The 22,503-nt window shown below is 50.6% G+C and carries 18 protein-coding genes; 11 read left to right on the top strand and 7 right to left on the bottom strand.

The genetic code is table 11. The annotated features are described in order from the left end of the window. Positions 1-18 precede the first annotated feature (18 nt). From AB8Q18_09035 to AB8Q18_09020, 4 genes are read right to left on the bottom strand one after another with little or no spacing between them, the layout of a single operon-like run. A complete protein-coding gene (locus tag AB8Q18_09035) occupies positions 19-1,665 on the bottom strand; it encodes a urocanate hydratase (GenBank protein ID XDZ50339.1) in 1,647 nt (548 codons plus the stop codon). A 41-nt stretch (positions 1,666-1,706) separates the two neighbouring features. Next, positions 1,707-2,798 carry a DUF917 domain-containing protein gene (locus tag AB8Q18_09030; GenBank protein ID XDZ50338.1) on the bottom strand — a complete coding sequence of 364 codons (1,092 nt, stop codon included), beginning with the start codon at positions 2,796-2,798 and terminating at the stop codon, positions 1,707-1,709. A 35-nt stretch (positions 2,799-2,833) separates the two neighbouring features. Beyond that, positions 2,834-4,078, bottom strand: a complete 1,245-nt coding sequence (locus tag AB8Q18_09025; protein XDZ50337.1) for a Zn-dependent hydrolase — start codon at positions 4,076-4,078, stop codon at positions 2,834-2,836. Continuing rightward, complete coding sequence (locus AB8Q18_09020) at positions 4,075-5,460, bottom strand: dihydroorotase family protein (protein XDZ50336.1); 1,386 nt, start codon at positions 5,458-5,460, stop codon at positions 4,075-4,077. Before AB8Q18_09020 ends, AB8Q18_09025 begins: the two co-directional genes overlap by 4 nt. 380 nt (positions 5,461-5,840) lie before the next feature. Between AB8Q18_09020 and AB8Q18_09015 the strand changes: the two genes are divergently transcribed. The 8 genes from AB8Q18_09015 (at position 5,841) to AB8Q18_08980 (ending at position 15,831) form a co-directional block, all read left to right on the top strand. Beyond that, positions 5,841-7,067, top strand: coding sequence for a DUF418 domain-containing protein (locus AB8Q18_09015; protein XDZ50335.1), 1,227 nt, complete (start codon positions 5,841-5,843; stop codon positions 7,065-7,067). A gap of 304 nt (positions 7,068-7,371) precedes the next feature. Beyond that, complete coding sequence (locus AB8Q18_09010) at positions 7,372-7,968, top strand: TetR/AcrR family transcriptional regulator (protein XDZ50334.1); 597 nt, start codon at positions 7,372-7,374, stop codon at positions 7,966-7,968. An 88-nt stretch (positions 7,969-8,056) separates the two neighbouring features. Then, positions 8,057-8,251, top strand: coding sequence for a DUF3955 domain-containing protein (locus tag AB8Q18_09005; GenBank protein ID XDZ50333.1), 195 nt, complete (start codon positions 8,057-8,059; stop codon positions 8,249-8,251). A 265-nt stretch (positions 8,252-8,516) separates the two neighbouring features. Then, positions 8,517-9,281, top strand: coding sequence for an ABC transporter ATP-binding protein (locus tag AB8Q18_09000; GenBank protein XDZ50332.1), 765 nt, complete (start codon positions 8,517-8,519; stop codon positions 9,279-9,281). Next, positions 9,278-10,150, top strand: coding sequence for an iron-siderophore ABC transporter substrate-binding protein (locus AB8Q18_08995; protein XDZ50331.1), 873 nt, complete (start codon positions 9,278-9,280; stop codon positions 10,148-10,150). Before AB8Q18_09000 ends, AB8Q18_08995 begins: the two co-directional genes overlap by 4 nt. Then, complete coding sequence (gene fhuB / locus AB8Q18_08990; protein ID XDZ50330.1) at positions 10,147-12,114, top strand: Fe(3+)-hydroxamate ABC transporter permease FhuB; 1,968 nt, start codon at positions 10,147-10,149, stop codon at positions 12,112-12,114. Before AB8Q18_08995 ends, fhuB begins: the two co-directional genes overlap by 4 nt. Before the next feature lie 13 nt (positions 12,115-12,127). Further along, on the top strand, positions 12,128-13,768 hold the full coding sequence (locus tag AB8Q18_08985; protein XDZ50329.1) for a multidrug ABC transporter permease/ATP-binding protein: 1,641 nt from the start codon (positions 12,128-12,130) through the stop codon (positions 13,766-13,768). A gap of 14 nt (positions 13,769-13,782) precedes the next feature. Beyond that, positions 13,783-15,831, top strand: coding sequence for a TonB-dependent siderophore receptor (locus AB8Q18_08980; GenBank protein ID XDZ50328.1), 2,049 nt, complete (start codon positions 13,783-13,785; stop codon positions 15,829-15,831). A gap of 195 nt (positions 15,832-16,026) precedes the next feature. On the opposite strand, the gene AB8Q18_08975 is transcribed toward AB8Q18_08980, so the two are convergent. Further along, positions 16,027-16,749: an ankyrin repeat domain-containing protein gene (locus AB8Q18_08975; protein ID XDZ50327.1), complete on the bottom strand. Its 723-nt coding sequence runs from the start codon at positions 16,747-16,749 to the stop codon at positions 16,027-16,029. Between the two features lie 516 nt (positions 16,750-17,265). Between AB8Q18_08975 and nhaA the strand changes: the two genes are divergently transcribed. Both nhaA and AB8Q18_08965 read left to right on the top strand, forming a co-directional pair. Then, the gene (gene nhaA / locus AB8Q18_08970) at positions 17,266-18,402 is read left to right on the top strand and encodes a Na+/H+ antiporter NhaA (GenBank protein XDZ50326.1); all 1,137 of its coding nucleotides are present in this window, start codon (positions 17,266-17,268) and stop codon (positions 18,400-18,402) included. A 123-nt stretch (positions 18,403-18,525) separates the two neighbouring features. Further along, positions 18,526-19,407 (top strand): polysaccharide deacetylase family protein, encoded by an 882-nt coding sequence (locus AB8Q18_08965; GenBank protein XDZ50325.1) that lies wholly within the window; start codon positions 18,526-18,528, stop codon positions 19,405-19,407. 74 nt (positions 19,408-19,481) lie between these two features. Here the strand turns inward: AB8Q18_08965 and AB8Q18_08960 are convergent, their stop codons facing one another. Together AB8Q18_08960 and AB8Q18_08955 are read right to left on the bottom strand one after the other, a co-directional pair. Beyond that, the gene (locus AB8Q18_08960) at positions 19,482-20,036 is read right to left on the bottom strand and encodes an NADPH-dependent FMN reductase (protein XDZ50324.1); all 555 of its coding nucleotides are present in this window, start codon (positions 20,034-20,036) and stop codon (positions 19,482-19,484) included. A gap of 96 nt (positions 20,037-20,132) precedes the next feature. After that, complete coding sequence (locus AB8Q18_08955; protein XDZ50323.1) at positions 20,133-21,026, bottom strand: cation diffusion facilitator family transporter; 894 nt, start codon at positions 21,024-21,026, stop codon at positions 20,133-20,135. A gap of 1,061 nt (positions 21,027-22,087) precedes the next feature. Here AB8Q18_08955 and AB8Q18_08950 point away from each other — a divergent pair. Beyond that, positions 22,088-22,429 (top strand): DNA-directed RNA polymerase subunit alpha C-terminal domain-containing protein, encoded by a 342-nt coding sequence (locus tag AB8Q18_08950; GenBank protein XDZ50322.1) that lies wholly within the window; start codon positions 22,088-22,090, stop codon positions 22,427-22,429. Positions 22,430-22,503 lie beyond the last annotated feature (74 nt).

Raw genomic sequence — 22,503 nt, 5'->3', positions numbered from 1 at the left:
TGACGCGGCGGGTTCAGCTTATTGGGTGAGTGAAATGTACTGCAATCCTTTTTGCATGGCTTCGTCTAGGGCCTCTGGATAACCAGCGTCGGCATAGCGCATCACGCCTAGGCTGGTGTCGTTGGTCATGCTTAGCTGTAAGCGTTCTGCTGCGGCCTCGGTGCCGTCGGCAACGACGGTCACGCCGGCGGACGTCATGTAGCCGCTGTAGCCGCCGCCGCCAGAGTGAATCGCCACTAAATCAGCCTGTGAGGCACAGTTCACCATGGCATTGATCAGCGGCCAGTCGGCAATGGCGTCTGAGCCATCAATTAAATTCTCGGTCATGATGTTGGGGTGGGCCATCGCGCCGGCGTCTAAGTGATCGCGGGTAAAGGCGATCGGGGCCTGTAAGCGCCCATCGGCAACCATCTCGTTCACGGCTAAGGCCAAATCAGTACGCTCTTGATGACCCAGCCAGGCGATGCGTGCTGGTAAGCCTTCAAACGGCACAGAGTCACGGGCTAGGTTAATCCAATTGGTGACGATTTTATTGTCTGGGAAACGGGTCAGAATGTAGTCGTCAATCACGGCGATGTCTTGCGGATTATTCGACAGGGCCACCCAGCGGAAGGGACCAATCGCGCGGCAGAATAGCGGGCGTAGGAAGGCTTCGGTGAACACCGGGATGTCAAAAGCGTTGCTGACGCCAGCGTTGTGGGCATGGGTGCGAATCAGGTTGCCATTGTCAAAGACGATGGCGCCGCGCGCTTGGAACGTCAGCATGGCTTCAACGTGGGCCTTGATGCTGGCTAAGCTGGCCGCCATCAGCGTTGGGTGGTCATGCTCACGCATGGTTTTAATCGCTGCCATATCATAACCTTGAGGCACGTAGCCATAGACTAAATCGTGAGCCGAGGTTTGGTCGGTGACGATGTCGGGCGTGATGCCGCGGGCGACCAGCTCTGGATACACATCGGCGGCATTGCCCAATAGGCCCACTGAAATGGCTTCTTTTTTGGCCTGTGCAGCTTGGATTAAGGCCAGTGCTTCATCTAAGGTGTCGGCACGTTTTTGTAAATAGCCAATGCTGAGGCGCTTTTCAATCCGTTCTGGGTCGATTTCCACGACCAGCGTGGCGGCTTTGGCCATATAACCTGCTAAGGGCTGTGCGCCGCCCATGCCGCCAAGGCCTGCGGTCAGAATGAAGCGGCCGGCTAGGTTGCTGTCGAAATGGCGTTCGGCGATGCGGCTAAAGATTTCATAAGTGCCTTGAATCACGCCTTGCGAGCCAATGTATTGCCAGTCGCCAGCGGTGAGGCCGCCCCAGCAGATTAAGCCTTTTTTCTCCAGCTCATAAAACACTTCAGCCTTGGCCCATTGGCCTACGACATTACAGTTGGCCATGATCACTAAAGGGGCTTTGCTGTGGGTTTTTAAGAGGCCAATGGGTTTACCTGACTGGACAATCAAGGTGTAGTCTTCCGTCATGCTGGTCAGGGCATTGACGATGGCGTCGTGGCTAGGCCAATCGCGGGCGGCACGGCCCATGGCGGCGTAGACGATGAGGTTGTCAGGGTCTTCGCCAACGGCCAATACATTTTCTAGTAGGCGTAGCAGCGCTTCTTGGCGCCAGCCACGACAGCGTAAGGCGTTGCCGCCGGTGACGGTAAAGGTACGACTCATGTTTGATCCTTTGTATGCGCCCCTTGAGGGGCTGTTGATTATTAAGATTTAAGGGCGTAATCGCTGAGGTTGATGCCTAAAGTGGCTTCAACGTGGGGATAAACGCTGGGGTCGACCACGCTGGACGACAGCGGTAAATGCTGTTTGGCCACGTGCAGCACCAAAATGTCCATGCCTACGTGTACTTGGCCAGCGCTGATCGGTTGGCCATCGCGGTTCAGCGTGGTGATCACGTCAGGGTAAGTCGCCAAGCGATCGCCTTGGGTATTTTCGACCGCCATGTGTTCGTTCATGACGTGAATGCGCACTAGGTCTTTGCCGGTGCCCACTTCAATCACGCCCACATCAAAGGCTTCGTCGGTGTAGCGTAAGGTATTGGCGCTGACTTTACCCGAGGCGATGATGCTGCCCTGAGTGCTGTTGCAGATGGCGTCGACTACGGCGTTACCGCCTTTGGGCTCGGCCGCCATGATGGCTTGGCCTAGGGTCAGGGCTTTAGAAATACCGCCTAAGGCCGCGTTACGGCGCACGTATTCGGCGCGTAAAGGATTACGGCAGCTGGCAATGAAGCCGCCAGACATGTCTGAGGCTTTACGCAGAATCGGCGAGACTTTGGCGGTGGCGCCGCGGGTCACCAGTTCAATGTATTGATTATTGGCGCGATTGCCGCCGACAGCGGTTTGGATCATTTGTTCGGTGGAGTTTGCCATACCGATTGAGCCCATGTCACCGGTTGGATGAGCGCGAATGTCACCCACGGCGTCGATTACTTTGGTGCCCAAGACGGCAGAGGGTAGCCAAGCATTCATGGTGGATGACATGCCGTTTTGGCCGATGATCAGACCGTATAGTTTGTCGCCTAAGGCTTCTTGCAATAAGGACGCGGCTTTAACATAGTCCATGCCCAACATTTCCCAGTCGGTCAGTCCACCGGGTGCGCCGATGGCGGCAGCGGTGGCAATCCAAGCGTCGTCGGCGACCTCGTCTAGGCTCACCAGCTCAGGACGACCAATGGTGACCGCCATGGTGCCGAGCTCACGCCCGTGGGCCACCCAGCCACCGCCACCGCAGGCAAATACTGAGCCGCCGCGCAGGGCAAACTCAACGTCTTCTAAGGTTAAAATTCTGGCCATGTTTCATTCTCCGTTGTTGGTTTTATAGCAGCCGCTTAATCGGCCGCTGCATCTGTGTTCAATAGCGCCTGCATCAAGACAGCCACGCCCTTACTTAAATCTGCTTCTGGCGTCCATTCTTCTGGACAATGGCTTTTCCCCGCCACGCTGGGCACAAACACCATGGCGCTGGGGGCGACTTTGGCCAAGAAGGCTGCATCGTGGCCGGCGCCGCTGGGCATACGCTGCTGGCTGTGGCCTAAGGCCGTGGTGGCGGCTTCAATATGTTGCATCAAAGCTTCATCGCAGGCCATAGGGTAGGTGTCGGTTAGGCGTTCGAATTGCGTCATGGCCACGCCCGCTGCTTGGGCGTGCTGCACGGCAAGTATGTTCATGGCGTCGACGAATTCAGTCATCCAGCCGCGAGTGTCAGAGCGGATGTCGAAGACGACTTGAGTTCGTCCAGGCACCACGTTGCTGGCGTTGGGATGGTTGTGCACCTGGCCGCAGGTGGCGACAAAATAGCCTTCAGGGCGCGCGGCCATCTCTTGGGCCAGGTTTTGGGCCGACACAATGGTGTTGGCCGCTGCCGTCAGAGCGTCTTGGCGCAGCGTCATCGGCGTGGTGCCGGCATGGGCTGCTTGGCCTTGGAAGGTGATGCTCAGTCGAATGATGCCGACGATGCCAGTGACCACGCCGATGTCGATTTGGGTTTGTTCCAGTACTAGGCCTTGCTCAATGTGCAGCTCCAAAAAGGCGGCCACGTCGTGGCGAACCTGTAGCTTGCTGGCGTCACCGCCCATACGTGCCAAGGCATCGGCTAAAAGCTCTTGGGTTTTTGGATGAGGTGTTTGTAACAGTTCCGGCGTGAGGTAGCCGCTTAAACCACGGCTGCCGACGCAGGAGACGCCCCATTCGCTGGGTTCTTCGGCCAAAAAATCCACGATTTCTAAATCATGGTTCAATTCAATACCGTGCTGCTGTAAGGCTTGGGCGCACTCTAGGGCGGCAATCACCCCTGCAATGCCGTCAAAGCGTCCGCCGGAAGGCACAGAATCGCTGTGTGAGCCGAGCATGATGGCGCCTAGCTCTGGTTTTTTACCTGCTTTTCGGCCGATTAAATTGCCGGCGGCGTCCACATGAACGGTAAGGCCTGCGGCCTGCATTTGTTCGGTTAACCAGCTGCGGCCTTGTAAGAATAAGTCGCTAAACGAGCGGCGTGTGTAAGGCTGGTTAGGGTCGGTGATTTGACCTAAGGTCATCAGCTGCTGCCAATAGCGTTGGGTGTCGATTAAGCTCATGCTGATGCCTCCGCAGGCAGCGTGTGGGCTGGACGGACAAACTGGCCCGATCCCGGTTCGCTCAAAACCTGTTCGTTGGCAAAAATCCATTGGCCCCTCAGCATGGTGGCGCTGACCTGATAGTCGATGGTTAAGCCATCGTAAGGGCTCCAGTCGGCAAAATTATGGCCGCTGGCTTTGGCATCGTATTGGTAAGGCTCTTTACGCACAATGGCCAAATCCGCGTCGCAGCCTAATTCTAAAGCGCCTTTTTGGTGCTGTAGGCTGAATAAACGCGCTGGGTTGTAGGCCAGTACTTGGGCAATACGGGTCAGAGAAATGCCGCGCTTGGCTGCGCCATGAATCATCAACGGCAGCAGTAGGGCGAGGCCAGTGGCGCCAGAGGCGTTGTCAAAAATATTGGCGTGGGTTTTGCGGTCTAGCGACCAGCTGACGTGATCGGTCGACACTACAGTGATGTTGCCGGCGGCCAAGTGCTGCCAGAGGCCTTCACGCTCTTGCTGCGGCCGAATCGGTGGGTTGACCTTGGCGCGGCCACCCAGACGGGCAACGTCTTCATCCTCGCTTAACACCATATAGTGAAGGCAAGCTTCGATGGTGGTGGGAAAGCCTTGCTGCTGATAGCTTTGGCAAATGTCGTAGCCGCGCTTATTCGAACAGTGCACCACGTGGGTGCGGCAACCGGTGTCGGCGCCCAATTCATAAATTTGATGGATGGCGAGGTTTTCCGCATAAATGGGTCGGGTGGCGGCGTGGGCGGTGTAATCGGTGATGCCCGCCGCTTTGAATTCAGCGGTTAAGGTTTTGATGGTTTCATCGTCTTCGTTGTGGACGCCGCCAAATAGCCCATGCTTGGCGATTTGGGCAAAGCACTCATGCATGGTTTTCGGTGGAATGCGCGGAAAGCGCTCCGGATCGGTGCCAAACGTTGAGAATTTAAAGCCAATGGCGCCAGCGGCCACGATTTCATCAATCTTGCTCGCGCCTTCGTCAGGATGCACCGTACCGTATAGGGCAAAGTCGACCCGAGCTTGAGCCTGAGCCTCTTGTTTCTTTAGCTCAAAGCGTTCAGCGTCGCAGATCAAGCGACCAGAGTCGTAAGGCATATCAATGATGGTGCCCACGCCGCCGGCAGCTGCGGAACGGGTCGACCAAATGAAGTCTTCTTGATTGAGCTGGCTACGGCTGTGTACTTGGGCGTCAATGGCGGCAGGGAATACATAGCTACCGCGGTGGTCGTAAACGGTTTCAGCAGCAGGTAGGCCGGCGCTGGCGGCGCCAATGCGGGCGACTTTACCTTGATCGATAGCTACATAGCCATCAGGGATTTCGGTGTGGGCCAAGATTAAATGACCCCGTACCACGGTTTGATAAACGTGCATCGGTGTTCCTCTCTCTTCAGTGCATTGTTGTTGTTCATGCTAGATTGCCTGAATCTGTTTTTTTTGTCTTATGCTGTTTTGGCTTAAATTATATATATAAATACGAACCAAATTTTAAATTTATCCAGCCATATTCGATGGTGATATTTGGATAGACTTGATCTATGTGCACCTATATCGATTGAATTTATGAAGAAAATTTTTAGATGATGGTCAATTTATGTATTAATAAAGGCTTTTAGTCAGGCCTTATTCATGGGTTTATCGAACCATTATGGTCATGGTTAAGCGTTATGGGCGGTCTTCTATATAGAGTGCTCGACAAAATCCTTGTGTTAAATTAGACTGACTGGTCTAATTTTATTGTGGGTTTAAACATCATGGTTGAAGCCAAAAAGCGATTGATCAGCGTGCCTCAGTCGAGTGCGCCCAGACAGTTTTTTCTGGATGCGTTACGCGGTTTTGCTTTGTGGGGCATTTTACTGGTGAATATTTCGGTGTTTGCCTCGCCTTATTACGGCAGCGGTTTAACCAGTCCGATGGCGATCAGTGCAGGGGATAGGTTGGTGACCTTTATCGTGGCGGCATTTTTTGAAACCAAATTTTATCTTTTGTTTTCATTTTTGTTTGGCTACAGCTTCACTATTCAGATGATGTCGGCTCAGCGGCGGCAGGCGTCTTTTTTTACCTCATTTATGCGGCGTCTATTAGGCTTGGCGGTGATCGGAGCCTTACATGCAGTCTTCTTGTATCATGGCGATATTTTAACGACGTATGCTTTAGTCGGTGTTGTGCTCTACAGTATGCGGGCGCGATCGGAGCGATTTTTACTGGGCTTGGTGTTGAGCTTAATTATGGCGACGGCCGCTTGGTGGCTGTTTCTGGCGTTTCAGCGCGAAGGCGTACAGATGACAGAGGCCGCCCAGCTGGCTGAACTAGCGGCCATTACGGTAGGATTTCAAGGGGGCATGGCCAGCGTGATCGAACAGCATGTACTGGCTTTAAAATCGGTTTGGATCATCACCTGGATGATGCAGGGGCCGATGGCTTTGGCGATGTTTGGTTTAGGGTTGATTGCTGGGCGGCGTCAGGTCTTTCTGCATTTAGCGCAGTATGCCCGCTGTTTTAAACGCCTACGATTTTGGGGGCTGATGGTGGGGATGCCAATTGCGGTACTGTATGGCTACAGCAGCACTTACCATCCAGGCTCACGCTTAGAAATGGTGTCGCTGGCCTTGAGTGTTTTGACCGGTCCTGCCTTGAGCATGGCTTATATGGCCTTGGCGGTTGCAGTTTACCAAAGCCGATGGGGCACGGTGATCACAGAGTGGCTGGCGCCGGCAGGGAAAATGGCACTGTCTAACTATGTCTTGCAGTCGCTGTGGTGCAGCTTGATTTTTTACGGCATCGGCCTAGGCTTGATCGGTCAATGTGCCCCGACCACGATATTTTGGTTGGCCTGCGCATTGTTTTTAGGCCAAACCGCGTTGAGCCACTATTGGCTACGTTATTATGCTTATGGCCCGCTGGAATGGTGTTTACGAATGTGGACCAATGGTTGTTATGTACGGTTGCGTCAAAAAACAGAGCCCAAGGTTTTAAGGTGAATGGGGCGAATCATAATGAGCTGTTATGCGTTTGGGCATGAGTTAACTACGTTGGTTTTGGCATGGGATTAGGGACAGTTAAGTCTATGCGCTCTATGGTTAAATTCAGCCAAGCCCACTGCCGCCATTTTTGGGCTTGTGGAGGATAAGTTAGGTATTGTGAGCGCTGCCTAAAATTAAGGGGCGTACCTGCCTGCCGATTGTCGTAAAATAAGCTTATAATTAAAGATTCGAGACATGCGTCATGTGGCTGCATGATGCTTAACCCGTTGGCGCCATGTGCGCCATGATAGAAATGAAGACTATGAAGACAGAGCCAACACCGAAACAGCTGGCCAAAATGGCCCAAATCCTGACCGCTGCGATAAGCTGTTTTGCCCAAAAGGGCTTTCACCAAACGTCCACGGCGGAAATTTGTAAAGCTGCGGGGATGAGCCCTGGTAATTTATTTCATTATTTTCCCAGTAAAATGGCCATTATCGAGGCCATTGCGCAAGAGGATGGCCAGCTACTTGAGGCCATTTTTACCCAGCAAGGGCATCATCAACAGCCTCTTGAAGCCATTGTCCAGACTGTGTTGGCTATGATGGCCTACGTGAATAGCAGCACTGAATACGCCCAGATCAGCATGGAAATTGCCGCTGAAGCGGTGCGTAACCAAGAAGTGCGTCAGGTATTTTTGGCCACAGAAGAGGCCAATAAGCAAAAACTGGCGCAGTGGGTGAGTGCTGGGATCGCCGAGGGCACCATCGATGCCACGCTTGACCCTCTGATGACGGCTGGCTGGTTATTGACCCTAGTCGATGGCACTTTGGGGCGCAAAGTGTTGACGCCTGATTTTGATTGGGCCTCAGAGCAAATTGTTGTGACCAAAATCATCCGTAAGGCTTTGGCTGCCTAAGGCCTAAGGCATTGTTGCCCTTAATGGTTTGGTCGCATTTAAATGGTGTATGATAAGTCAGTTTTAATTATTTCTTAAAGGGATCTTTATGCCAGTTAAGTTGATTATTTTGCTGTTGTTTTTGGCGGTGAGCTCATTTGTCTATAATATGGAACAAACGTATCTAGATGATCAGGGCGTCCTGCACGAGACCATTTTCCTGCCTTTAGGCTATGCATTCTTGGCGTTAGCTCTGTTGGTTGGGGTAGTGAAATTCATACAGGTCATGCGTCGAAAAAAATAAGCCATACTCAGATTATGTACACAAAGCCCAGTCCGTGAGACTGGGCTTTGTGCTGTCAGCTGGCCATGATGATACGGTCATCGTTTTATCAATAATTAGTATAATCTAATTAAATTAATACTAATTTAATGGCTAAATAGTGTATTTGAATTGCGTTATTGGTTTTTTATGTGCCCTATTGAACTTCATTTTAAAATGAATGCTTCTTATTCGTGTTAAGATGGTCGCCGTTTAATTTGTTTGAGCAGATCTGCTCCCTCCGTCTATGTATCAACTTTATGAAGTGGGTTTTTCTGTGCCCACCCGCACCTTATTGCAACCATTGTCCGCCACCTTTGAAACGGGTCAGGTGTATGGTTTGGTCGGCCACAACGGCTCAGGTAAATCTACGTTGTTAAAGCTTTTGGCTAAGCAGCAAACGGCCACTACGGGTGAGTTACGACTGTTTGATCGGCCTATGGGGCAATGGGGTGCACGCGATTTTGCCCAGAAGGTGGCCTATTTGCCGCAGCACCTGCCTGCCGCACCCGGCCTTAGCGTGCGTGATTTGGTGGTGATGGGACGCTATGCCTGGCATGGTTTGGTGGGGCAATATGGCGCGGCCGATTGGGCGATGGTGGATGAGGCTTTAGCCCAAACCCATACTCAGGCATTTGCGGACGCGCAGGTTGATCAACTCTCTGGCGGCGAACGACAACGAGTTTGGTTGGCGATGTGTTTGGCGCAAAATACGCAGTATTTATTATTGGACGAGCCCCTTGCCGCCTTAGACCTACGCCATCAAATCGAAGTCATGGCCTTGGTGAAGCATCTGGCCCATAGCTTAAACATCGGCATTGTGGTGGTACTGCACGACATTAATTTAGCTGCGCAATACTGTGATCACATCATGGCCTTAAAGGGGGGCAGTCTGGTGTATCAAGGGCCGCCTAAATACATCATGCAACCAGAAATTCTGGCTGATATTTATGGGCTGGCGCTGCATCTGGTTCAGCACCCCATTACTAAAGCCTGGGTGGCCTTACCATGAGGCGCTGGTTCTGGCTGTGCTGGCTGAGTATCTCGAGCCTAGTTAGCTCACAAGCGATGGCTCAGGATGTACGCATCATTACATCGGATTGGACGGTAGCCGAAACTTTAGTGGCTTTGCAGCACCCACCGATTGGTGTGGGCGATAAACGCGCCTATGAGCGCTGGGTCATCGAACCGAAGCTGCCTGTCAGCAGTGTTGATTTAGGCTTACGTACCCAGCCCAATATTGAGTTGGTGCTGTCATTACAGCCAGACTATATTGTGAACGCTCAATGGCTACAACAGGCGCTGCCGAATCTGCCTAGTCTCGGTCAAAAAATCAATCTGGAATTCTATTCTGACAAGGGCCACAGCTGGGCCCAGAGCGTAGCTGCTACACGGACATTGGGGACGTTGATTAAGCGACCTCAGGCAGCGGAAAAACTAATTCACCAAACTCAAACCCAATTACGTCAACAAGGTCTTGCTGTTGCGGCGTGGCGTGATCGACCGCTGGCCGTCGTCCAATTTGTTGATGCGCGTCATTTGCGTATCTATGGCACTAATAGCCTATACGGCACCGTCTTAAGCATGATGTCTTTAAATAATGCCTGGCCCAAGGTTCATAACGCTTGGGGTGCAGAGCAGATCGATTTAACCCAGTTGGCTAAGTTACCGGTTAATACGCTGATGGTGATTGTGGCGCCGTATCCGCCACACTTAGCCCAACAAGTGGCCCAGAATAAGCTGTGGCTGCGGTTGCCGTTTGGGCAACCGCAGCACACGCTTAATTTGCCCGCAGTCTGGTCATTCGGAGGATTGCCTGCTATGGGGCGTTTTGCCGACGTTCTGAGTCAACGCTTACAGGCGCAAGGGGGGCAGTCATGATCCATTGGTCACCCAAAACGGCTCCGTGGCTACTGGCGCTTGGTTTACCTAGTCTCTGTGCGGTCGTGCTGGCGCTGTTTCTGCTTCAATATGGGCCGAGTAGTTGGGCTTTGTTTGGCGATCCTGCTGCCTTAACAATGACCGATTTTCTATTCAGCAATAATGTATGGCCACGTTTGGTAATGGCCTGCCTAGCCGGTGCTGGACTGGGCCTAGCGGCCTTGTTGTTGCAGCAACTGACGCACAATCCTTTGGCGGCTGACAGCACTTTGGCCGTGAGCAGTGGTGCACAGCTCAGCCTATTATTAGTGAGTGTGTTTTGGCCCGCTGGCTTAATGTGGTCGGAGGAATTATGGGCCTTCGTGGGGGCTGGATTAAGCTTGGCGCTGGTGTTGCTCCTTTGTGCTGGGCGGCATCAAGCGGCCAGTAAAATGATTTTAGCTGGGCTGGTGGTCAACCTATATTTTGGTGCCTTAGCTTCCGTGGTGTGGTTGTTTTTCTCAGAGGAGGCACGTAGCGTCATGCTGTGGGGCAGTGGTTCCTTAGTGCAGGATAGTTGGGGACAAGTACACACATTAGCTTGGCGTTTAGGTTTCAGCGTCGTGGGCGTGGGACTATTGCTGCGGCCACTGAGCATCATGAGCTTGGGCTCAGTGCAGGCACAAAGCTTAGGTGTGCCGGTGAGATGGATTCGCTTAGTCGGCTTTGGTTTGGCGGCCTATGTGTGCGCCAGTATTGTCAGCATGGTTGGCATGCTGGGTTTTGTGGGATTGGCGGCTGCGGCAACGGTACAGCAGTTGAGCCTACAGCGCCTATGGTTGCGCCTAGCCTTGGCCGCTTGGGTCGGTGCCTGCTTGCTGTTATTGACCGATGTGAGCGTGCAATGGGCGCAGCAACTGTGGGGCTGGCAGATGGGTACGGGTGCGGTCACAGCCCTCGTTGGTGCACCGTTGCTGCTGTGGCTGATTTTTAAAGCCATGCCGTTAGCCACGCCACACTTGTCTGGCCGCAGCCATGCCCAGCTGCCATTAGCTAGGCCTTACTTGCTGTGGCTATTGGGCGTGGCTGTTGTGGTTGGCGTGGCGTTCAGTCTGTTTGTCAGCCAAGGTGCCCAAGGATGGCAATGGACGGGTTGGCAGGAATTATTGCTGAACCTACGCTATCCCCGTCTTTTGGCCGCCATGGCGACAGGATTGATGTTGGCGATGGCCGGCGTGATATTGCAGCGCATGAGCCAAAACCCCATGGCCAGTCCTGAACTATTGGGCATCAGCGCCGGTACGGCTGGTGGCGTGCTGTTGGCTTTGTGGTTGTCTTTGGGTGGAGTGGTGATGCAGTGGCTATTGGGTGTGGCCGGTGCAGGGCTGGTTTTGTTGTTGGTGATGTGGCTGAATCATCGGCATGCTTTTGCCCCAGAAAAAGTCTTGTTAACCGGCATGGCGGTGGCGGCCTTATTTGATGCCTGCTTGCGTCTCTTTTTGGCTTCTGGCGATCCGCGTATCCAAAGCGTGCTGGTGTGGTTGGCAGGCTCAACCTATCAGGCCACGTCAACTTTAGCCCTCAGTTTAATGCTGATTGCGCTTTTGCTGTTTACGGCCTGCCTACCGTTGGCACGTTGGCTACAACTGTTAGATTTAGGCGCTGTTATGGCTCAAAGCTTGGGCGTAAGGGTGCCGCTGGCGCGGGTATTGATGATTGTGTTGAGCGCATTGTTGACGGTGGGCGCCACGCTGTTGATCGGCCCTTTAAGTTTTGTTGGCCTGTTGGCGCCACATATGGCGCGGGCTCTGGGCTGGCATAAGCCAGTGGTTCAATTAGTGGGCGCAGGCCTGATCGGCATGTTGATGATGATCGTGGCCGATTGGTTAGGGCGCTATCTTTTCTTTCCTTATGAGGTACCGGCGGGTTTGGTGGCCACCCTGTTGGGCGGTGCTTACTTTTTGACGCTGATGCGCAAACTATGATGATGGTGTTGAGATGAATGTGGTGAATTTAATGTTGGCGCAGCATAAGCGCGCCGTGGTGGCAGTATTGATTCTGAGCATCTTGGCCAGCCTAATGGGCGTGGGTGTGCTGATGTTTATTAATGGTTATTTATTGCACAGCACCGAGAATCTAAGCCTTGTTTTATTGAGCTTTATTGCGCTCTTGGTGGTGTATCTAGGCTTGACCACTTGGGCTCAAATCAGCCTGACGACGCTGGGTCACCGCTGTGTTTATGATTTACGGCGCCAGCTACTCAAGCAAATCATGGACACCGACTTAGTGCAGATTCAAGCCTTGGGTAAGGCCAAAATCATGGCCAGCCTCGCTAATGACATTCGCAGCGTGTCATATGCCTTTGTACGTCTGCCTGAGCTGTTGCAAGGTGGCTTATTTATCCTGTGCGCCAGCGTGTATCTGTGCTATCTGTCGCCTGGGTTGTTTTTGGTGACCTGCCTGTGGTTGGTCGCGACGTTAGGAGGCGGGCATTGGGCTGTCAAGAAAGTGTATGCTCATTTAAACGTCATGCGGGCTAAAGAGGATCAGCTTTACCAGCATTATGAATCGGCCTTAGATGGCCATAAAGAACTGGCCTTAAACCAAGCCCGTGCTGCTCGTTTTTATGAACATGAGTTCAGCGCCGACACCCAAGCCCATTTGCATCACATTATTCGTGCTGATAATCACCATGCTTTTGCGGGTAATTGGACCAATGTAATGATGCTGGGCGCTGTGGGCGTGATTTTCTACCTCACGGTGTTTCAAGGGTGGGCGAGTATCCAGGATGCCACCACAATTGCTTTAACTGTGCTGTTTATCCGCACGCCTTTATTGACGGCTGTCGGGGCATTCCCAACCCTGATTCAAGGGCAAGTGTCGCTACAGGCCTTAGCTAAACTGAAGCTGCGTCCGTTTGAGCCCGAATTTCAAACCACAGCGTCGCTGCCTCACGATTGGCAGCAAATACGCCTACAGCAGCTGACTTATGCTTATCCCGCTAGCGAGGGCGAACCTGGTTTTACCTTACAACCATTGGATTTTACGCTAAAACGCGGTGAAACCGTTTTTTTGGTAGGCGCCAACGGCAGCGGTAAGTCGACACTGTCTATGCTCCTCACCGGGCTGTATGCACCGAGCAGTGGCCAAGTATGGGTAGATGACGTGGCGATCAATGACGGTCATCGAAGCGCCTATCGACAACTATTCTCTGCCGTATTTGTGGATTTTTACCTCTTTCGAGATTTGTTGGATGGTGAGGGCATGCCCGCAGACACGGAACTCATCGAGGCCTGGTTACAGCATTTGCGCATGGATAAAAAAGCCAAAATCTCGGCTGGCCAGCTCTTAGAAACTGACTTGTCACAAGGGCAGCGTAAGCGTTTGGCGCTTTTGGTGGCGGCGATAGAGCGTCGCAGCGTTTTGGTGTTAGACGAATGGGCGGCGGATCAAGACCCACATTTTAGAAAAGTATTTTATGAGCAACTGCTGCCATTATTAAAGGCGCAAGGCCATACAGTGTTTGCCATCAGTCATGACGATAAGTATTTTCATCATGCGGATCGGGTGGTGCAAATGGCGCAAGGGGTATTGAGCCCCTTCCCAGACGCACAAAGCGGTATTCACGTTAATTTTTAAAGGATAGACACATCATGACTTTGTTTCAGAGACCTCGTCATAACAGCATCATCAGCACCTGCCTGCTTATGGCGTTTGGCCATGCTTACGCAGCTGAACCCGATACGCCAGAAGCCGCGCTTGACGACGTGGTGGTGGTTGGGTCTGCAGGCAAAGTGGGCGGCCTTAAGTATCGTACGCCAGGTTCAACGGCAGTGATTAGCGCAGCCGATATTGAAGCAGCCCAGGCGCATAAACTAGATCAAGCGCTGCATTACCAAGCCGGTATCTTGAGTGAACCTTATGGTGGGGATAATAAATCTGAATGGTTTAAAATTCGGGGCTTTGATGCCTCCGTGGCTTTAGACGGCACGCCGACAGCACCAAGTGCCTTTTTTGTTTGGCTACCGGAAATGTACGGCATTGAGAGCGTGGAAGTTGTGAAGGGCGCTAACTCCATGCTATACGGTTCGGCCGAGGCTGGTGGGGTGGTGAACCTCGTTACCAAACGGCCAAAAGATCAGCCTGCTGGCGAAATCAACATCAGTGGTGGCACCGATGATCGCCGCGGCATCAGCGCAGACTACAGCGGTGTTTTAAATGCCGACAACAGCTTGCGTTATCGCGTGGTGGGCCAATACCGTCGTGAAGACGGCATGCAAAACAGCACCGAAATGAAGCATTATTATTTTGCGCCCAGCCTTACATGGGACATCAGCGACAAGACTAATCTGACCTTCTTGGCCAGTTGGCAAAAAGAAAAGGGCACGCCGACCAATGGCTTCATGCCGGGCTACGGCTCACTCATCAACACACCCTATGGCAAAATTGATCGGCACACCAATCTGGGTGAACCCAGCCGTGATTACACCGATCGCGAGCAGCTGTCATTTGGTTATGAATTCCAGCACGCGTTTGACAATGGTTGGCAGTTCTCACAAAACTATCGCTACAGCCGCTTAGATCTGGATTTCTTGGGCGTGTTTGCTTGGAGCTCAGATCAAGACCGTTTGGCGAAGCGTGGCTATAGCTATAACCAAGGCATTTCGACGGTGCACAGCCTAGATAATCGCCTGCGTAAAACCTGGCACTTTGGCGCCTTAGACACCACGGTACTGCTGGGTACGGATTATATGCGCAGTAAAATTGATGGCGAGAATGAGCCATTTGGCACCGTTGGCCCCATCGACATGTTTAATCCCATGTATGGTCAGGATTTCAAGGTGAAAGGGCAGTATTATAAAATTAAGCAAACTCAATTGGGCCTTTATGGACAAACCCAGTTCGAGTGGGATAAGCGGGTGTTGCTGAACCTTGGCGTGCGCCATGATCAAGCCAAAAACGACGGCATCATGGGTAAGGTCCAGACCGATTACGACGTCAACAACACGGTTTGGCAAGGCGGGTTAATGTATAAGGCCAAGAATGGCCTGTCGCCTTATCTTAACTATTCAGAATCATTCCGCCCAACGGCGGGCGTCGATGGCTATGATCGCGCCTATCAGCCCTATGAGGCCAAGCAAACCGAAGTCGGCGTGAAATACACGCCGAGCTGGTTGGATGGCACTTTATCGTTGGCCTATTTTGACTTAAAAGAGAAAAATGCTCTCATGTCAGATAGCTCTAACGTATCGGTACAGGCTGGTGAACGTCAAAACAAAGGCGTTGAGCTGCAGGCAGATGTGGCCTTGAACGATGAGTGGGCCACCACTGTGTCGTATACTTATAACGATGCTACTCAAGACCTGAGCGCGAAACAAACCATTCGCGCGCCTATGGTGGCTCGACACATGGCCGCCGCACAGATTCGCTACACGCCTCAGCAAGGTGTTCTGCGTGGTTTAAGCTTGGCGACGGGCTTACGTTATGTTGGTTCAACCACGGATGAGGCTAATTATCCTGGTGAGAAAGTGCCTAGCTATACCCTGTGGGATGCTATGGCGCACTATCAGATGAATCGTAACTGGTCGCTCCAGGTGAATGCCCGTAATCTAACCGATAAAGAGTACGTCAGCGCTTGCTCGTTTTATTGCTATTACGGCGCAGGGCGGTCTGTTGAAGGCAAGCTGAGCTATAAGTGGTAACTGTGATGTCATCGATGCGGCCCTAGTGGCCGCATTTTTAATGACGGCCATAAGGTAGGAGACGAGATTGAAATCAAGCGCATACGGTGTGACGGTGTATGCAATAAAGATATTGTGCTGGATGGAAATCGGTGCCAATGCTTCATCAAAAGCTTGCTTGGCTGAAAATAGATAGAGCCGTTCAGTTCACAGGCCTTAAACGCAGCTGGCTTTACCCGTACGGTGATTGATGGCGCCGTTGGCAATCAATAGCTGCTGCATGTCGCTATAACCTCCTTGGCAGGCGTAAGAAAGCGCACTGTGGTTGTAAGAGAAACGTTTAGGGTCTTGAATGGTGGTCACCTTATTCAAGTCGACGCCTTGTGCAATGAAGTATTGAACCACCTCAAGACGGTTGTTGCTGGCGGCAACCATGACCAAGCTTTCGCCATCATCTTCATAGCTGACGTCATTGAGGTCGTATTGGCCTTTTAATAAGGTGTGCGCCTTTTTGACGATGTTGGCGTTTTTGCCTAATGCTGCTGATTTCAGCACGTGATACACATCGCCCTTATCTGTTGCCCAAAGATTGGCGCCTTGGGCAACTAAATAATCAAATAAGTCTTCGTAGCCGATAAATGCTGCCCAGCCTAAAGCCGTTTGGTCTAGGCTGCCGCTGTCTTTAGCTTCAATGTTTTGGCCTTGCGCCAGCATTTCTTTGACCAAGTTTAAGTTGCCTTGCTTTACTGCATCAAACCAAGCCGCATCTGGCCCAATAGAGGGCTTGGCGTAAAAAATACGGTGCGACAGCTTTTTTTCATTGGCGATGTCGTGCATTTGTTCTGCGCTGAATCGAAACTTAGCCTGCGTAGGCTCATTGGCTAGTGTGGGTAGGCTAAAGGCGGCGAGGGTGGTGATGAGGGCGATTTTTTTAAGCATGCTGTGACTCTTGATGGATTAGGTGAGGTTGAGTATAGCCTAAAGCTATCTGCAAACGTATGAAAGTTAAGGTCGATTTGCATGATTAACATTCATGTTGCTTAGATTGACTTAAGGTTAAAGATCATCATAGACCATGCTGTTTAAGTACAGAGCCAGAGGCCATTTTGTAAGGGGCAAGCTAAGCTTATCCACCATTTTTAATCTATCTTTTGACACCCCCACATCCGCGATTAAAACCGATCCAGGCCTCGATTCGCCCGACGCCTAGCGATAATCGTCGTCACCATTAAAAGAACGTACTGAATAGCTACAGGGCAAGCCATGGTTGATCTACGCAAAGACGTCTGATTTTATTGTCGTAAAGGGGGGGGGATGGCTGATTTTGAGTGCTGGCCATATTTTCGTTGAGAATCGGCGTTAAGTCGGAAACTAAGTTTGATTTTCATAGACTTATAGTGGTGTATCTGCCATCAGGTACAAACAATAACCATAATTTCTACACAAGGGGCGCCTATGTATGTCACGATTAAATCGTTTTTTGCACAAGAATCAGCTACGGGTATTTTACTCATTGTAGCGGCGCTGTTGGGGCTGTTATTGGCCAATAGCCCTTATGCGGCCGCTTATTTTCAGCTATTAAATCAATATTTTGCCGGCCTGTCTTTATTGCACTGGGTGAATGATGGTTTGATGGCACTGTTTTTCCTGTACGTGGGTTTGGAAGTTAAAAGAGAGTTTTTAAGCGGTGAATTGGCGACCATGAAGCAGCGTCTATTGCCGGGGGCCGCGGCTTTAGGCGGTTTATTGCTGCCGGCGTTGATTTATATTCTATGGGTGGGCTTGGGCACGGATCTAACGCGTGGCTGGGCGATTCCAACCGCTACCGACATTGCTTTTGCTTTAGGCATTTTGGCCTTATTAGGGGATAGAGTCCCTAATTCCATCAAAGTTTTTTTAACCGCCCTTGCAATCATTGATGACCTTGCCGCCATTGTGATCATTGCCGTGTTTTATACGGCCTCACTTCAGGCAGCCTATCTATTGGCCGCAGCGGCGGTGCTACTGATCCTGATCGCCTTTAACCGTCGCGGCGTCACCCAAACCTGGCCTTATGCGTTACTGGGCTTACTGTTGTGGTGGCTGGTGTTGCAATCAGGCCTACATGCCACATTAGCCGGCGTGGCTTTGGCCTTAACCATTCCATTACGGGTAGCTGGTTTATCTTCTCCCGATGCAGCGCCGCTCTTGGTCTGGGAACATGGTTTAACCAAGTGGGTCGCTTTCGGGGTCATTCCCATTTTTGGCTTCGCCAACGCCGGCGTGTCTTTTGCTGGCTTTAGCTGGCAGCAGCTCAGTCATCCCGTTGTGTTGGGCATCGCGACTGGCTTATTTGTGGGTAAGCAAGTGGGCATTTTTGCCGTCGTCTATCTGGGTGCTAAGCTAGGTTGGCTGGCACGGCCAGAAGGCGCCAGTTGGCGGCAGGTATATGGTGTTTCATTATTGTGTGGTGTGGGCTTTACCATGAGTTTATTCATTAGTCTTTTGGCCTTTACCGATCCACAGCTGCAAGACTTAAGCAAAATTGGGGTGTTCTTAGGCTCTATATTGGCTGGCTTAAGTGGGTTTTTAGTGCTTAGGTTTAATCGCTAGGCTAGGGCGTTAACCAGAGCGGTTGTCCATTGACCCTGGCTGTAGAGTATGATGCTTGCGTTTTAAACAATTTTTTGAAAGGTGTCGATCTTGATACGGTCAGTGTGTTTCGGCCTGATATTCATGGCCAGTGTCTCTTTAGTTGCGGCTAAGGAGTTGGCTTTAAGCTTTGATGATGGGGTTAATCCAGCCATAATGGCTGATGCCGCACAAGTAAACCAGAGCCTCTTGGATCAACTGGCCCTACAGCAGATTCAGGCGATTATGTACCCCTCTTTAGCCAAAACTGGTAGCGATGAAGCCGGGTTGGCCTTGGTGGCCGAGTGGGGGAAGGCGGGCCATAGGATAGGCAATCACAGTGCACAGCACACGAATTTAAATAAGGCAGAGGTGAGCTTAGCTGATTATTTGCACAGTATGGCTAAGGCTGATGAACGACTAAAAACCATGCATGGCTGGGTGGCGCGCTATCGGTTTCCCTATTTAAAAGAGGGCGATACGGCGCTCAAACGGGATGGGGTAAGGGCATGGCTACGGTCACATGGCTATCAATCAGGCGCCGTCACCATTGATGCCAGCGATTGGTATTATAACCAGCTTTTTCGACGCTATACGGCAAACGGCGATGATGCTTCGTTGGCTAAGCTAAAACAGGCCTATGTGGCCCACATAGTCGCTCGGGCCGATTATTACGATGCATTAGCACATCAAACCTTGGGTTATTCACCTAAGCATGTCTTGCTGCTGCACGTCAATCATATTAATGCCGCCTACCTCGATGCTGTGGTGGCGGCATTGCGACAGAAAAACTGGCGCTTCATCGACAGCGACACTGCTTATCAAGATCCTGTTTATGCTCAAGAATTAGACGTATTGCCTGCGGGCGAAAGTTTGATTTGGTCGATGGCTCAGTCTCAAGGCGTAGCAGGCTTAAGATATCCTGCGGAGGATGCCCCTTATGAACATGATCATCTCATTGCTTATGGTTTGGCGTTGACACCTTGATGTTTGAACGTCTTAAATAATCAGGCCTCTTCCTATATGTTCAAGAAGAGGCCTGATTGATTTCATCAGTGGGTTTATTTACCGGATTGGGTTTCGACCCAAGTGGTAAAGGCCGCTACCCATTTGCCGACAAATTTGGCGCTGCGATCGCTAAATACGCCGTGTGCATCCACCATGCCGTCTTCCCATTTTAGGAACATTTCTGGCTGATGTAGGGTGCGCATGTCTAGGAATGAGAATACGCCTCGCAATTGTTGCTGGGCTACTGCGGTGCCAATATTACCGGTTGACACACCTAATAGGCCTGCTGGCTTACCTTGCCAAGAATTTTGCCCCCAAGGACGTGAGCCCTGGTCTAGGGCATTCTTTAGTGGGGCGGGAATGCCGCGATTGTATTCAGGCGTCACCACAATGACCGCATCGGCAGCGGCAATTTGATTTTTAAACGCCATGACCACGCTAGGGACGTTGGCATCGGCATCTTGGTTGTATAGAGGTAATTGGCCAATTTCAACGATTTCGGCTTCAAAGTGCGACGGCAATAGCTTTAATAAAGCGGTCGCAACTTGGCGGTTGTAGGAGTCTTGGCGTAGGCTGCCGACAATCACTGCAATGCGGTAGGTACTCATGGATAATCCTTTAACTATAAAAAGAGGGTTATGTGTAATGGATACTTAATTGGTATGGTGGTCCTGGTACTCTGACTTAGGCCCTAGCTAATTGGTTCAATGGTCTAAATGTTCAACCGGCTCTCGATTTTCTTGCTCCATCTGTAAGGTCGTATGCGTTAATTTAAAGTCGGCCTGCAGCTTGGCTTCAATGGCGCGGCGAACTTGTTCGTGGTCGGCCAGAGGTTCTAACACGATATGGGCGGTTAACATGGGCTTATTTTGGGTCAGCGCCCATAGGTGTAAATCATGAACTTGAGCCACGCCATTGGTGCCCATCATTGTGGCCTCTACGTCCGCGACGCTCATCCCCGGAGGTACACCTTCTAAGAGTAAATTCAAACACGCCTTCAATAAAGTCCACGTCCGCGGAAACACCATAAAGCCAATGATCACGGCCAATACGGAATCGACCCACTGCCATCCGGTCAGCCAAATAATCAGGGCGCCGACAATCACTGCAACAGAGCCGAGCATGTCTGCCCAGACTTCTAAATAGGCGCCTTTAACGTTGAGGCTGTCGTCTTTTGCCTGAGTGAGTAGGCGCATCGAAATTAAATTGATGATTAAGCCCGCAATGGCGACGACCATCATCCCTATAGACTGAATGTCTTGTGGGGTGGACAGGCGTTTGATGGCTTCATACAAAATATAAAACGCCACGCCTAAGAGAATCAGAGCATTGAGTGCAGCCGCTAAAATTTCAAAGCGTGTATAGCCATAGGTGCGCAATAGGTCGGCCGCTTTACGCCCCGCATGAATGGCGATTAAGGCCAATAAAAGCGCAATGCTGTCGGTCAGCATGTGCATGGCGTCAGAAATTAAGGCGAGGCTGCCGGTAAGGTAACCCCCTATGAGTTCAATCAGCATGAATGAACCCGTGAGCATGAGCGCTAGGCGTAAGCGAGACTCAGGTAGGGCGCTGACATCATGATCGTGATCATGGGACATGGCACGGATCCATTTATTTATAGAGTGTGTTCATGATAATGCCGATTGTCTAAAAAACAAAGGAAACAATGGTCTTTAAGTGAGATATAGACGTTTAATAGGCCGATTTGAGTTGAGGTTGTTGTTCTTTGTTGGCTGTTGAGACAGGGCTCCTGACCCAGTAAGCGTGTCATGTTTTACATAGCCTTACTTTGAGACAGGCTTGGGTCGCGGCCTGATTTGGTGGCAGTGATCGGTCATGGATAGACAGCGGCCAGTTCAAAGATTATAGAGTCTATGCATTTTGTGGTGGGAGGCAGAATCAAATCAGTTTAATGGATTGGTATTTGTTTGGCATAATGTTCGGGGGGTACAGAAGGCAGGGCCAATATAGCGTTGACACGCTTGAATGGGAGGGGCAGAAGTGTATGTAGATCAGAAGTGTATAACGGTATATTTACTAGTTTAGTAGATTATTGTGCAGGTTTGTTTAATGAATGTTGAAAAAATCAGGGATCTAAGCAGTTTGTTTTTAACTTTTTGATTATTTTGAATTTAATTGATATTTGAATGGTGGCTGCATGGCTTTTGTATGGGGTTTATTAAATAAGGACATGCTGATATTTTTAAAATAAATTATAAGTAATTGATTATTAATATTAAAAATAAATTTAATGTTAATTAAACCCTCGTTTTTTTAACAACTGGATTTTTCTTAAGACACCCCAAGAGGAGGGGCAGAAAAATAATGGCCGTTAATTGTCAGGATTCGATTCTTGAATGACAACATAAAGACAATTTGAAGAGTCAATATTGATTGAGCCCAGAAGAAACCCTCAATAATTACAATGTATTGCGAGCAACTCTTCAGAATGACGAACGAAATAATAACCTAAAGTCATATTTATTACCACAAGCCTTTTTGTAAAGAAACGTAAAAATGCTGGTTTATTAGTTGTTATTTTTAATTAAATATTTGTTTTTAGCATTTATGGCCAATAAACGAGGGTTTGTTGGTCATTTTTTTGTTCTGTTTAGGCTTAATCTATTTAATAGTGGGCTATTTTTATTGTGAGAGTTAAATGCAGATGAAAATTGTTCAAATTGTCAGCGTAGAAAAAGCGCTATTTGCGCTCACGGAGGATGGCTGCTTATGGGAATTCGATATTCAAAAGCGTGAATGGCGCCGCTGTAAAGCAATTTTGAATGAAGAAGAGAATAAACAGTTAAAGGATGCCACGCTGATCTCTCAGCTGTTTGTTTCAGGGCGGGTACAAAAGGCTTTGCATGGTTACGGCCTTCAAACCGTCGGAGATTTATTAAGGGTTAGTGAGTCTGAACGCCAAAGAATTCCTCGTTTAGGCAGAAAATCCTTGTTTGAATTAGAAAAGGCGTTGAATCAGTTGGAAGCGCAATTTTTGTGATGTTGTATGGGCATAGCAAGAAGAGGTAGTCGCGTGTGTTGTCTGCGTTGTGGGTCGATGAGGCCTATGTTATT

Source organism: Neisseriaceae bacterium CLB008, assembly GCA_041228285.1.
GTDB lineage: Bacteria > Pseudomonadota > Gammaproteobacteria > Burkholderiales > Neisseriaceae > JAGNPU01.
This window is presented reverse-complemented; position numbering and strand designations above follow the sequence as displayed.